Below are 13,021 nucleotides of genomic sequence, written 5' to 3'. Positions count from 1 at the left end.
CCGTAGGCCCGCGCAAGCGCAGCGCCGCCGGGCAATCCCTGAAGACGGTTTAATGCCTTCCCCACCGGGGAAGCCATTTTTGTTACTGGCCGCGGTAGCCGCCGCCCAGGGCTTTGATCAGGGTAATGTCGGTGCTCAACCGCTGGGCCTCAATATCCAGCAGCAACAGCTGCTGGGCAAGGACCGCCCGCCGGGCCTCTTCGGCGGCGTAGCGGCTGAGCAGGCCGCGCTGATAATGGGCGCGAGCGCTGTCGGTGGTGGTCTGCGCCGCGGTGACCTTCAGCTGCTGCAGCGCGCGCTGCTGATTCAGGTCGTTAAGCTGGCTGGAGCTGATGGCGACATCGCGAACCGCGTCCAACACCGCCTGGTTGTACTGTTTGATCAGAATATTGCTGGCGGTGCGCACCGACTGCAGATTGGCGTTCAGACGACCGCCGTCGAAGATCGGCAGATAGAGCCCAGGCAGCAGGTTGATCTGCTGGAAAGAGGACTTAAACAGATCCCCGACGCTCAGGGCGTTATAACCCCAGAACGCTTTGATATCAAAATGGGGATAAAACGCCGCTTTCGCCGCATCGACCTGGCTCAGGGAGGCGGTCACATACCCGCGCAGCGCCTGCAGGTCCGGGCGGCGGGCCAGCAGCTCGAAAGAGAGCGACGGCGGCAGCGTCTCCTGGAGCGCAGGCAGCGCCACCGGATGGATCGCCGGCATGCTTTGCGCATCGGCGCCGATCAGCGCCCGCAGGGTTTCACGATACTGGGTCAGCGTCCCCTCGGCGCTGATGATCTGCTGGCGGGCGGCGAGCTGCTCGGCCTGGGCGTTGGCCACATCCACGCTGTCTTCCACGCCGCGTTGGGTCCGATGCTCGTGGGCCGCCACCGAGAACTGGGCAATGCCTTCCAGGTCCTGCAGCAGCGCGATTTTCTGGAACGTCGCCTGCATGGCGAAATAGAGCTGCGCCACGCTGCTGGCGATGTCGAGCTCAATGCCGGCGGTCTCCGCCAGCCGGGCGTTTTTCTCGCCAATGGCGGCGGCAACCCGGGCGCGATCGGCTCCCCAGAGATCGATATTCAGCTGCGCCCCGACGCCAACGGTGTTCAGCGTATACCAGGGACCGTTCTTATCCACCGGCAGGGAGTAGGAGTAGGGCCAGCTAAAGGATTTGTCGGTGATCCGCAGGCGGTTTTGCGCCGCGACGGCGGTGGCCTGCAGGCCCATCGCCGACTGGGCGAGTTCCACCGTGGACTGCGACTGAGAGATGCGCAGCCGGGCGGCCTGCATGGTCGGCGAGTTCTGCAGCGCCCGGTTGATCAGCATATTGAGCTGAGGATCCTCATAGGCCTCCCACCAGCGGGCTGCCGGCCAGTCGCTATTCGCCAGGTGGATCACCTGCGCCAGCTGGGCCTGCTGCGGATTGACGATGGCGACCTGGGCTGGCTCGTCCTGGATCAGCGCGCAGCCGCTGAGCAGCGTCAGCGTCAGGGTAAGGAGAGTGCCGCGCAGCCGCGCGGAGAAAGGAAGGATCATCATGACGTTTTAGCCTGTTGCTCAGTCGCTATCGGTGTCGGGCCCCAGTCGGGCAGGGCGGCCAGCGCGGCGGCCAGCGCCGGGCCAAAGGGGTTAGTCAGGTCGGCGGCCAGCTGCTCGGCAGGCGCTGTCGCCTCCTGTTCGATACGTTCGGCGTAGCGCCGCAGCTGTTCGGCGCAGCGGGTCAGGGTCGGGTCTCCCGGCGCGGCGTTGAGCCGGTACCCTTCGCTGAGGCGGGCGATCTCCTCGGCCCGGGCGAGGGTGGCGCGCACCGGCCAGTCTTTCGCCTGGGGCCAGGGGTGGGCATACGTACCCAGCGGTTCGGCGCGAACCCGATGGATCAGCGCTTCGCTGTCGGTGAAGGCGACAAACAGAGGGGCCAGCGGCACCGCATCGTGCGGGGCGGCGAGGCAGTCCGCCAGCCGGCGATAGAGTCCGGCGAGGCGCGATTTCAGCTGCGGCGCTTCGCTGTCCGGCCAGAGATACAAATGGACAATGGAGGAGACCAGCACCCCAAGCAGGATGCCCAGCACCCGGTCCCGCAGCTCGGTGAGGTTTGTCAGCGGACCAAACCAGCTGAGGAAGGCCAGCGCAAAGGTGAAACCAATCTGGATCCCGGCGTAGGCGATACGCTCCGAGCCGGCGGCAATCCAGGCCGCCAGCGCCAGCACCGGCAGGGACATCGCCAGCAGCCCCGACAGCGAGTCGGTCCAGGGCTGGACAAAGACGATTAACAGCAGCGCCAGCAGAGTGGCGAGCAGCGCGCCGCCGATGCGCAGCCACGTCTTCTGCATCGTGGCGCCCAGCCCGGGCTGGGCGACGATCACGCAGCTCAGCATAATGGTGTGCAGCCCCTGCCAGTCGGCAGCGGTATAGAAGACATAGCAGATTAGCGTCGCCAGCAGGGTCTTGAGCGCAAAATGGAGATACGCCGGGTTGCGCCAGGCGTCCGGCGCCAGCAGAGGCGGTTTTTCCACCTCGCCCTGCGGCAGGGCCACCGGCTCACCCTGGTCCAGCTGCTGCAGAAGGGCAGCCATCTCCTGCAGAACGGCGCGATTGGCGCCGCGGCCGCTGAGCGCCAGGGGGGGAATGGCGCCGTCAAACGGCCCCTCGCTAAGGGCGCTCTTCAGCTGCAGTACCGCCTGCGACAGCAGCAGGCGATCGTCGCTATCGGCCTCGTCCGCTTGCAGCAGCGCCGCCAGCTGGTAGCAGCGCAGGGTTGCGGCCAGCCGCGAGCGCCAGGCCTGCGGATCGGCGGCGATCTCCGGCGTCGCCCTGCAGGCCTGGGCGAACAGCGACTGCAGCTGGTTGAACTGCGCGGCGGTCTCGCCGAAGGTCGGTGGCGTTTCTCCGCCCGGGGTCGCGAGCCGGCGGGCGACCGACTGCAGCATCTCCGCCAGACGCGCCTTAAACTGGTTGCCGGGAAAGGCCTGCTGAAAACAGGCGTTGACCAGCAGGGTGACAAGGATCGCGGTGTTAATCGCCACCCACAGCCAGAGCAGCAGACGCACCAGGATCTCGCTCTGGCTGGTCATCGACGGGAAGGTTTGGGCGTAAATCACCGCCAGCGCCACCACGAAAAAGGCCAGTCCCAGCTTGCCCAGCACCCGCATCAGATAGATGGCGCAGAAAAAGAGCGCCACGGAGGCCGCCAGGCGGATCAGCGGGTAGTCATAGGTCCACTTGATGATCAGCAGCACGCCGCCGAGCGCCACGCTGACGGTGACAAAAAAGACCACGCTGACTAACTTAATCATCAACACGTTAGGCTGGCTGACGTAGAACACGACGATCAGCGCGACGGCCAGGAAGGGGATCTGCAGGGTCATGAACAGGGTGATGAGCACCGCACAGCTCAGCGTCAGGCGCAGCGTGTAGCTGGCGCGTCCCGGCGCGTCGCGCAGTTCCTGGCGTAAAAAATGGGCGAGAGGAAACATCGCGTCGCCCGGCTACGGCTGCAGCACGGCGCTGGCCGAGGCGCCCATGCGGAACAAAGCCGGATCGGGATCGCTGACGGCGATTTTCACCGGGAAGCGCTGCGAGACGTGGACCCAGTTAATGCTTTTCTGGATCAGCGGCAGGCCTTCGATGACGCTCCCGCCTTCGGGCAGGACCCCGGAGCCGACCGAATCGACCACCCCGTTAAAGGTCCGGTTGTGGTTGGTCATCACGGTGATCCGCGCCGCCACGCCGGGGCGCACGTTGTTCAGATCGGTCTCGCGGAAGTTCGCGATCACATACCAGCGGTCGTCATCCAGCAGGGTGAATACCGGCTTCAGCGCCGAGGCGTACTGGCCGACGGTGGTTTTCAGCGCCACTACCACGCCGTTGAACGGCGCGCGCACTTCGGTAAATTCCAGATGCAGTTCGGCGAGGGCGATTTGCGCCAGGATCCCGGCGCGTTGCGCCACCATGGCATCCACGCCGGTCACGGCCGCCGAGGCCTGTCTGGCCTGCAGCAGCGTGGCTTCCAGCTCCGCCCGCGCCGCTTTCTCGGCGGTGCGCGCCTGATCGAGATCTTCCTGCGAGGCAAACCCCTGCGGCACCAGCGGTTCAAGGCGGATGCGCGTGGAGGTGGTCTGCTTGACCAGCGCTCTGGCGCGCTCGACGGCGGCCGCTACCGACTGGGCGTTATACTCCTGCGCTTTGATGGTGCGCTGGGTCAGCATAATCTGCGCGTCGAGGGTCGTCAGCCGGGCTTTCGCGTCATCGAGCATCGCCTGATAGGGACGGGGGTCGATGCGGAACAGCAGATCGCCTTTTTTCACCCGCTGGTTATCGCGGATGGGCATCTCCACGATGCGTCCGCTGACCTCGGGCACCACATCGATGGTATCGGCATAGACATAGGCGTCATTGGTCTCCGGCGACGTTTGCAACTGCCAGATAACCAGGATCAGCGCCAGGATGGCGGCGAGGACCAGCGCCAGCAGAGGCCATTTCTTGCGTAACAGGGGAGTGCGGGAAGTAGTCATAAGCGATCAGTGAACAAAAAACAGAAACCACAGCAGCGTGGCGAACAGGAACATCAGCGCGACATAGCTGAAGACCAGGGGAGAAAAGCGCGGCTGCCAGCCGTTACGGGTAATCAGGATATGGCAGGGGATGAGTAAAAACGCGCCGCCCAACAAGCAGAAAAACCAGCCGGGGAACGCGGCGCCCAATACCGGGATCGCTGGTGAGAGTGAGCAGCCGGTGAGCGGCAAGACGAGCAGTAGCCGCGCCGGGCGGGCTATGGTGGCAATATGATTCAATGGAACATCCCTGAGTGCTCTTACCAGTGTGTCATGAGTGTAATCGCCTCGTTGCGGGAATGAAAGTCAACCGTACGTTGACTGCGGGATCCGTGCGCGCCGGAAGAGCGGGAGGATGCGCCAAATCCCTCTCCTGACGCCCATTACCGACTTGCGCATAGTCAGCCGTCACGGGGAGGACTATGCTTAGCCTGAAAGTCATAAAACAAGACCGAGGCAATGTCATGGATAAGGAATTACTGGAAGCCGGCTACCGGGCCTACACCGGGGAGAAAATCGACGTCTACTTTAATACGGCGATCTGTCAGCATTCCGGGAACTGCGTGCGCGGCAGCGCGAAGCTGTTCAATCTCAAGCGTAAGCCGTGGATCATCCCGGATGAAGTGGATGTCGCGACGGTGGTGAAGGTGATCGATACCTGCCCGAGCGGCGCCCTGCAATATCGTCATAAATAAGCGAGGAGAAGATGGAAATACTGGAAGGGCACAACAAATTTTATGTTAACGACGCGCAGGGTAACCAGGTCGCGGAGATTGTTTTTGTTCCCACCGGCGAACACCTCAGCATTATCGAACATACCGATGTCGATCCCAGCCTGAAAGGCCAGGGCGTGGGGAAACAGCTGGTGGCGAAGGTGGTGGAAAAAATGCGCCAGGAGCAGCGGAAGATTATTCCACTCTGCCCGTTTGCCAAACATGAATTCGATAACACCCGCGAATACGACGATATTCGCGCCTGACGTACCGGCACCGGTGTAAACCGGTGCGCTTTTCACTCGCCAGCGCATCCGCGCCATTAGTCACTCATCGCTTACCCCCATGCCTGTTCAAACGCCGACCGTGAGTTTGCTGATGAACGAGGCGGCTGCCTGTGCGGAAAGCGAGGGGCCATATGCGGGTGATATTTCACCCGCTTTTTACCCCCGCCAGCCGCTTCGCCGCGTTCAGCATCCGCTGGTTCAACCCCCGGGCGGCCAGCGAGCAGGAAGAGAGGATGTCATCGGTCATCATTGATAGACAAAGGTAATGCCGATGATCGACTGCACATTACCGGCGGTGACCTGGCCTGTGGTCCGGGCGTAGGTCGCCGTCAGGCCGAGATTGACCGGCGAGGTTCCGACGGTGCCCAGCGAGACCGTGCTGTTCGCCGGCACGGCGCTGCCGTTGCGGGTAAGCTGGACGCCTATCCCCTGCGCCGGCGAGGCGGAGGCGGTGTTCGTGAAGATCGCGTGGGCGCTGTCCGCGGTGGCGCCGGAGAGGTAATACCCCAGCTGCTGGCTCTGCGCGCAGTGCACGGTGAGCGGCACGGCCATGGAGCCCGGGTAGTCGGGGAGGGTGACGGTGACATCGCGGGCAGAGACATCGCAGCCGCCGGTGGGGACCACCACGTCGTTATTGGCGTAGATGTTCCAGATGAACTGGAAGGAGTCGCTATTGTAGTTGTTGGTCTGATGCAGGATCAGCACCGCGATTAACGATCCTGCGGCGATCGCCACCCCGCCGGCGGTGCTGACCGGCGTCAGATACAGGACGGCGGGCCAGGGCTTATCGGTCCGTGAATCGTAAATCACCCGCGCCGTTTCCGTGGTGGTCGGGAAGGGGTAAGAGGTGCCGTTATATTTCACGGTGCCAGAGAAACTCGACAGCACGCCGCCATAGGCGGATCCGCGCTGCAGGGTCACGTAGTCAGTGATCGTTTCCGGATAGTCGTTATGGCAAAAAATCTGCGTGGAGAGGTCGACCACCAGGTTTTGCCCGACGTTGACCGCCGGGGTCAGGTTAACGTAGACGTTGGCTGAGCCGCCGCCGATGGGGATCGTCGCGCCGGTGGCCGTTTTGCAGGCGAAGGACCAGGCGTTTATCGACCAGCCCAGCAGCAACAGGGTGGTGAACAGAGGGATAATTTTTTTCATCATGATGCTCTCCTGGCTCAGGCGTAGGTATAGGTGACGTTAATCACCGCCTGAATGGTGCCTTGCGTGGCGCCGCCGTTGACCGACAGGGCCCTGACCTGCAGCGGGAAGCGGGCGGACTGGCTGGCCTCATCCACCTGTACCGACTGGCTGCTGCCGTTGTTCAGCGTGGCGCCGTCCTCGCTCTGCAGTTCGAGCTGAATATTGCCTGCCGTCCCCTGGTTTTTGTAATAGCCGGTGCTGTCCGCGGTCCCGCTGAAGGTGGCCTTCACCCGTGAGGTACCGACGGGGCAGTTGCTGAGATCCAGCGCCACGCTGTGCCAGGCCGATGCCGAGCCCGCGCCGATCAGGCTGAAGGTGTAAAGATCTCCCAGCTCGACGGTGGCATTGACGGTGGAGACCGTGCAGGGTCTGGCCACCACCTTCCCGTTGACGGTGAGGGTGACATCGGCCGCCCGCAGGGAAGGGCTCGCGGTTAACAGGCCGGCCAGCAGCCAGCCCACGTGGGTCCATTTCATTGCAGCCTCCGCTTACTGAAATTCCAGGGTGAAAGTCGCTGTCGCATTGACATGCCCGGCGGTGACGGGCACCTGGGTGGCCATCAGACGGGCGTAAAAGTTCAGGATGTTGGTCTGGCCCGGCGTCAGCGTGGTCCAGGCGATGGCTGACGACGGGGCATTGACGGGCAGTCGGGACTGCTGCTGGTCGAGAATCTCCACCCCCATTCCCGCCGCCGCCGAGGCGCCGGTGTCGAGTTTTAACAGGCTGGTATTGACGCTATCCGCCACGCCGGTGAAGCCGACCTTCACCGCGGTGACGGAAGTGCCGCAGGGCGACAGCACGATACGGAACGGCACCGGCGGGGTCGTCGCCCCGACGGCGTAAAACTGCTTCGCGGCGTTGTCCTGCAAATCGACGGTGAACTCCTTCGACTCTCCGGCCACCGCGCAGGCGTTGTCGCGCACATAGCCGCTGATGGCGATCGTGCTGTCGGCAGCGAAGGCCAGCGGCGCGGCCAGCGTGAGCAGGGCGCCCAGCAGATACTGCGGTGTTCTCATCATCATCTCCTTAGCGACACGCGACGGACAGCTGGCTGAGCGCCTGCTGCCGGCTCTCCGGCGGCAGACGATAATCGGCCACGCACTGGGCGTCGGGGCCATCGCCCCATTTCACCCGCACCTTACCCGCCAGCGGCATCCCGCTGAGGTAGACCTGACCGTTATCCGCGACGATGCTGCCGCTCTGGTTGCTGTCGCTGGTGGCGAGGGCGCCAAACGGCACCGGTTTGCCGCGATGGGTCAGCGTCATCAGGATCTTCATCCCCACCTGGGCGTTAAAGCTGGCGCGGACGATCGCCCCATGGGTAGGCACCACGCTGACCACCGCATCATCAAGGTCGACATTGTCCGCCAGGGTATTGGTGTCCAGCGCGACCCGGTTTTCGCGATACTCGGTGGCATACGGCAGGACGGCATATCCGCGCCAGTCGGTGCGTACCCCGGTCTGGTTTTCCACCTTCACGCCGCCGGCGCCGGGGGCTTTCACCAGCACCACGGTATCGTTCAGCGGCTGGCTCAAGGTGATGCCGTTGGCGTGCGCCAGCACGCCGCCGCTGACCCCGTAGTAAAGCTGTTTAAAGCCATCGCTGCGGCTGTAGCCGACGTTGGCGTTGCCGTAGCCGCCGCGGTAGTTGAGCGCGGTATAGCCGGTGCTCCCGTTGTCGCCGTTGCCGCCGCCGGCATAGCCGGTTTGCACGCTATAGCTGAGGTTGTTGTCTTCCAGCAGGGTGCCGTACAGGCCCGCCAGATTGGTCATGCGGCCATTGAGATCGTGCGACAGGCTGTAGCTGGCGCTGGCGTGCCGCCAGACCGAACGGCTATCGGAGCGCAGCCAGTGGCTGAAGGGGATATTGACGTTAACCGCCAGCATCTGATCGCGCCCCTGCTGCCAGGCGTTTTTCGTCAGGCTGTAGCTTAGCGACCAGTTGATATCGTCTACGGCGGCGTTGAGGCCGGCCTGCAGTTGCTCATCGGCATCGTCGGTGCCCCAGTAAGTCTGGTGGCTGCCGCTCAGATAGAGGGTGGCGGTGCGCCCCAGCTGTTGGGTCACGCTCAGCTGCACCTTGCCGCGTTTGCTGTAAGCCAGATTGTAGTAGTCGGTAAATTTGGGTTTCACCTGGATAACCCCGTCCTGAGTTTCCACGCTGTAGCCGCTCATCCGGCGGTAGGTGGTATCGGCAAAGTTATAGTAGCCGCGGGTGGAGTAGCGGTAGCCCACCAGCTGCAGGTTGGTGCCGGTCTCATCCAGTGACTTGTTATAGAGAAAGCGCACCGACTGTCCCTGATGCTCGCTGTCGTCAGGCAGGGTGGCGTTGGCCTGGGTGATATCCAGCGACAAGGCGCCGAAATAGCCCATGTTTTTCCCCACCCCGAGGTTAAAGGCGCGATAGCGGTCCGCCAGCTGGGCGCCGCCGTACAGGGTCCAGCCGGCCGGCAGGCCATGCATGGCCGTGCTCTGGAAAAAATCGGGCGTTTCCTGCTGGCTGTTGCCGCTGCGGTACTCCCCGGCGGAGAGGGCGAAGCGGGTATGGCCTTCGCGCTGCAGCACCGGCACCGTTGACCAGGGCACGCTGAAGACCTGGCGGGTGCCATCCGCTTCTTTAATGGTGACCTGCAGATCGCCGCCGTTGCCCGCGGCGTAGAGATCGTCGATGGTAAACGGCCCCGGCGGCACCGTGCTCTGGTAGATTTCGTAGCCGTTTTGTTTGACTGACACCTGCGCGGTGCCGCGGGCGATCCCGTGGATCACCGGCGCGAAGCCTTTCTGGCTGTCCGGCAGCATATTGTCATCGGAGGCCAGCTGCGCGCCGCGGAAGTTGATCCCGTCGAAGACATCGCCGTTGGTATAGCTATCCCCGAGGGTAAGCCGCGACCGCAGGGGAATGATGTCCCGCTCAAGCCAGCTGTTGACGTGCTGCCAGCGGTTCTCATTGGATGAGGCGCTGCCGCCGCTGCTGTAACTCCAGGTGCTGTTATCGCGCAGGCGCCAGGCGCCGAGGTTCAGCCCGCTCTGCAGATTCAGATAGGCGTAACGGCTGTTCCCCCCGGTGGCGTTATGAACGTTATTGCCGGTGAAGTTATAGTTAATCAGCCCGGCGGTGATGCCGTTATCCCATAGCTCCGGCGGAATATAGCCGCGGGCGTGGCTGCCCATAAACGCCTGGGGTACGGTGAGATACAGGCGCTGCTGGCCGACATCGAAGCGGGTGGTGGCTTCGCTGATGAGCGTCGTTAGCGGCACGCAGGCCTTACTGTCCAGGGCCGCCATGCCCGTCACCCGTCCGGTATCCACCCCCATGCTCGCCAGCTGGCCGCGGGTCAGGCAGGGCGACAGGCCATGGCCCTGCGCGTCGGCCTGGAAAGTAACGTCCCGGGTAGTCATATAGCCGTTATTGAGGTAAATATCGACGCGATAGGTGCCCGGCGGGACCTCCTGGCCTTTTTCAAATCCCGACAGGTCTGCCACCGCCGCCGGATCGTCAGCTAAAAAGCGGGGGTTAAAATAGAGGTCCGCCTGCGCGGCAAACGGCTGCGAGCAGAGCCACAGCGTCAGCGCCGGCGTAATCAGGCGCCGGGCGCTTCGGCGACCTCCACGGTCCAGTCCATATTTTCGATGTGACATAATCCCTCCGGTCCGACGTTGCCCGGCAGTCAGTGCTTCTGGTCATGCGCAGCGTGGCCCGCGCGGCGGGGCACACCAGAGTTAACGCAGTACGCCATTCATTTTCGGCGTCAGCGCGCCGTAATCGTTAATGGTGCGATAGGTGATGGTGCTGCCGGCATCCGCGGGCAGCTTGACGCTGGTTTTGCCCATCGGCGGCACCAGGGCGTTTTCCAGAATGCGCGTTCCGGCGTTCAGTTCGGTCACCGTCAGGTAATAGGGGGTGGGATTAGTCAGCGTTAGCGACGATCCGTTGCGGCTAAAGGTCAGCTTATCCGGCGCCTGATCCGGGGGCAGGGCCAGTTTTGCCGGTCGGTAGTAGAGCTTGATGCGGCTGATAATCGCCAGCTGGAGGGTGTTGTCGCTGAGCTTCGATTTATCCATTGAAGGAATGGCCTTCACGTTCATCCAGAACAGGCTTTCCCGATCCTGCGGCAGCTGGTTATTGGTCGCGTCGATAATGCGCAGGGTGTTCTCTTTTTTGCCCTGCATGGCAAACAGGGGGGGAGTGATAACAAACCGGCCGTCTCGCTGCCCATCGGCATTTTCCACCCATGACTGAATAAGCCAGGTGCTGTTGTCGTCGTTATTGGTGACCGCCAGCTGGACCTGTTTCTGACCCGCCGGGTAGATGACCCGGGTCGCGCCCAGCGCGACGCCCGCGTGCGCGCTGGCGCTCAACGCGCTGGCGGCGAAAAGCACACATCCCGTCAGTATGCCGCGTATCGTCGTTGCCGTTTTTCTCACATTATCTCCTTGTCTGCTCACGGTGTTGTCCTGCTGGTCTGCGGGTTGATTACTGGTAGGTTAATGAGAACCAGGCCTGGGCGTTGGCCGCCCCGCCGGTGACCTGGCGTCCGGTCGCCCGATATTTGGCGACGAAATTTAGCGTCGTCGGTCCGCGGTAGAGCGGCACCCAGCGATCCGGCGGACGATTGAGGGGCAATTGCTGGCCCTGACTGTCGAACAGCGCAATGCCGATCCCGCTGGCGATCCCCGGGCCTTCGCCCACCGACAGCACATCGGGGTTTTTGCCGTCAGCCACGCCGTGAAATGCCACCCCGACATGCTGGCTGACCGCCGTACTGCAATCCTGTAAATGAATCGCGAAAGGGATCGGGTTGCTGTCTTCGCCCACGTCGTGAAATCGGTTACTGCTGATCTGTCCCAGATTGACCGTCATCTGCCGATCGCCGGCTTCAACGCGGCAGGAACTGGCCATGATCAGGCCCTGAAAGCGCATGCTCCCTCCCGGCAGCGTGACGTTCCACTGATTACCGGCCAGCGCCAGCGGAGGCAGCAGCAGTAGCAGACCCGATTTCATTCCCTGCATCGTTTCACCCCGGTTGCAAAATTAAGCGCGGGCCCTCCTGGCCCGGATGGCTTCCTTGCCTGATGGTTGCTTTACTCGTACTGCACTTTGAAGGTGGCGTCCGCGTTCGCGATACCGGCGGTCGCGGCGCCAGTGGCGTAGTAACGCGCCTGGAACGGAATGATGTTGGTGCCGTCATTCAGGGTGGTGGCTGCGCTGAAGGTGGCGCCGTCCAGCGCCAGCGGCGTGCCGGTGTTGTCGAGGATCTGCACGCCGACGTTGGTCGCGCTGCCGGCGGCAGAGTTTTGCAGCGCCAGAACGGTGGTATTGCTGCTGTCGATAGCCGTACCGGCGAAGGCGACGGACGCTTTGGTTGCTACCGTGGTGTCGCAATCATCCAGCTGAATGTTGAAACCGACGGACGAACTGGTGCTCCCCGCCGTGGCCAGCTTCGCGGAACGCACCTGGCCCAACTGAACGGTTTGATCGATAGAGCCGGCATCTACCGCACAGGCCGCGTTAACGACTTCCCCTTTAAAATGGACGGTCCCGCCGTTAACCGTGGTGGTATCGGCCAGGGCCGCCGCGGAGCTCAGAGACAGGGCTGACACAACAATCATTGCCAGTGTTTTGATTTTCATACTGTTTTCCTTTGAACGATGTCGAAATAACGAACCGGATTGGCAGCCGTTGTGCCTTCCAGGCATTTCAGATTTCAGCCGAGTGGTCCGGCTGCCGGCTCTGCACAGTTTTCGCCCAACCGATGAGACAATTGGGGCCATTTTGACTCGTTGAGATAAACGATCTGATTTCCGTTTAATTACGCCTGTTTTCTGGTGTTAAGTTCTGAGAAATGTTGTTTATATGGATATTTCATCTGTGGTTGTTGGCGGAGTGCGAAAGGAAGAGCGATGCCGCTGGCGAAGGCGCGTCGATGCCCCGGGAGGTTAGGGTGAGAAAAGTGCGTAATTGATGTTTTAAAAATGATTTAAAATCAGATGATTATGAATTTTTTTGCACAAATATGGCGTGGTGAGTTGCAAAATATGTCAAAACATTTTTATGATATAAACAGTTTGGCCCCAATTGACCTGTTCACGGTTTATTTTTTTAATTAAATTCAATCGGTTGTATCAATTCTCGCTTCCGCATTGTTTTCTCCAATAAGATTATTTCTTTCCCATATTCCGGCAAAACGCGCCGCATTGCTGGCGGTGTAGCGCACCGTGTGTCGAATATTGGCTTTGTTGAATAAATCAGATTTCGGGTAAGTCTCCCCCGTAGCGGGTTGTGTT

The 13,021-nt window shown here is 62.0% G+C and carries 13 protein-coding genes and 1 pseudogene; 2 read left to right on the top strand and 12 right to left on the bottom strand.

The genetic code is table 11. From position 1 onward, the window contains the following. Window positions 1-82 precede the first annotated feature (82 nt). From ABLV54_RS12470 to ABLV54_RS12455, 4 genes are read right to left on the bottom strand one after another with little or no spacing between them, the layout of a single operon-like run. Window positions 83-1,531, bottom strand: coding sequence for an MdtP family multidrug efflux transporter outer membrane subunit (locus tag ABLV54_RS12470; RefSeq protein WP_044524654.1), 1,449 nt, complete (start codon window positions 1,529-1,531; stop codon window positions 83-85). Next, entirely contained in the window at window positions 1,528-3,465 is a 1,938-nt protein-coding gene (gene mdtO / locus ABLV54_RS12465) for a multidrug efflux transporter permease subunit MdtO (protein WP_348814165.1), read from the bottom strand. Before mdtO ends, ABLV54_RS12470 begins: the two co-directional genes overlap by 4 nt. 12 nt (window positions 3,466-3,477) lie before the next feature. Continuing rightward, window positions 3,478-4,503, bottom strand: coding sequence for a multidrug transporter subunit MdtN (mdtN, locus tag ABLV54_RS12460; protein WP_023290946.1), 1,026 nt, complete (start codon window positions 4,501-4,503; stop codon window positions 3,478-3,480). A 6-nt stretch (window positions 4,504-4,509) separates the two neighbouring features. Next, window positions 4,510-4,782: a YtcA family lipoprotein gene (locus ABLV54_RS12455; RefSeq protein WP_032454006.1), complete on the bottom strand. Its 273-nt coding sequence runs from the start codon at window positions 4,780-4,782 to the stop codon at window positions 4,510-4,512. A gap of 224 nt (window positions 4,783-5,006) precedes the next feature. Here ABLV54_RS12455 and yjdI point away from each other — a divergent pair, with 224 nt between their 5' ends. Both yjdI and ABLV54_RS12445 read left to right on the top strand, forming a co-directional pair. Continuing rightward, window positions 5,007-5,237, top strand: a complete 231-nt coding sequence (yjdI, locus tag ABLV54_RS12450; protein ID WP_004205354.1) for a 4Fe-4S mono-cluster protein YjdI — start codon at window positions 5,007-5,009, stop codon at window positions 5,235-5,237. An 11-nt stretch (window positions 5,238-5,248) separates the two neighbouring features. Beyond that, entirely contained in the window at window positions 5,249-5,521 is a 273-nt protein-coding gene (locus ABLV54_RS12445; protein ID WP_002916201.1) for a GNAT family N-acetyltransferase, read from the top strand. Window positions 5,522-5,788: 267 nt separating this feature from the next. On the opposite strand, the gene ABLV54_RS12440 is transcribed toward ABLV54_RS12445, so the two are convergent. From ABLV54_RS12440 to ABLV54_RS12405, 8 genes and pseudogenes are all read right to left on the bottom strand, one after another. Beyond that, a complete protein-coding gene (locus ABLV54_RS12440; RefSeq protein ID WP_032429212.1) occupies window positions 5,789-6,694 on the bottom strand; it encodes a fimbrial protein in 906 nt (301 codons plus the stop codon). A gap of 17 nt (window positions 6,695-6,711) precedes the next feature. Then, window positions 6,712-7,197, bottom strand: coding sequence for a fimbrial protein (locus ABLV54_RS12435; RefSeq protein WP_072199039.1), 486 nt, complete (start codon window positions 7,195-7,197; stop codon window positions 6,712-6,714). A 27-nt stretch (window positions 7,198-7,224) separates the two neighbouring features. After that, a complete protein-coding gene (locus ABLV54_RS12430; protein WP_080820253.1) occupies window positions 7,225-7,752 on the bottom strand; it encodes a fimbrial protein in 528 nt (175 codons plus the stop codon). A 10-nt stretch (window positions 7,753-7,762) separates the two neighbouring features. Then, on the bottom strand, window positions 7,763-10,375 hold the full coding sequence (locus ABLV54_RS12425) for a fimbrial biogenesis usher protein (protein ID WP_101881689.1): 2,613 nt from the start codon (window positions 10,373-10,375) through the stop codon (window positions 7,763-7,765). A gap of 81 nt (window positions 10,376-10,456) precedes the next feature. Beyond that, window positions 10,457-11,161: a fimbria/pilus periplasmic chaperone gene (locus ABLV54_RS12420; RefSeq protein ID WP_164481517.1), complete on the bottom strand. Its 705-nt coding sequence runs from the start codon at window positions 11,159-11,161 to the stop codon at window positions 10,457-10,459. 49 nt (window positions 11,162-11,210) lie between these two features. Next, window positions 11,211-11,747: a fimbrial protein gene (locus tag ABLV54_RS12415; RefSeq protein WP_012967260.1), complete on the bottom strand. Its 537-nt coding sequence runs from the start codon at window positions 11,745-11,747 to the stop codon at window positions 11,211-11,213. 71 nt (window positions 11,748-11,818) lie between these two features. Further along, entirely contained in the window at window positions 11,819-12,367 is a 549-nt protein-coding gene (gene fimA / locus ABLV54_RS12410) for a type 1 fimbrial major subunit FimA (RefSeq protein ID WP_004205364.1), read from the bottom strand. Between the two features lie 479 nt (window positions 12,368-12,846). Then, window positions 12,847-13,021, bottom strand: a pseudogene (locus ABLV54_RS12405) (hypothetical protein); the annotation flags it as partial.

Origin of the sequence: Klebsiella sp. JB_Kp042, from assembly GCF_040065275.1 — a bacterium.
Classification (GTDB): Bacteria; Pseudomonadota; Gammaproteobacteria; order Enterobacterales; family Enterobacteriaceae; genus Klebsiella; species Klebsiella quasipneumoniae.
This window is presented reverse-complemented; position numbering and strand designations above follow the sequence as displayed.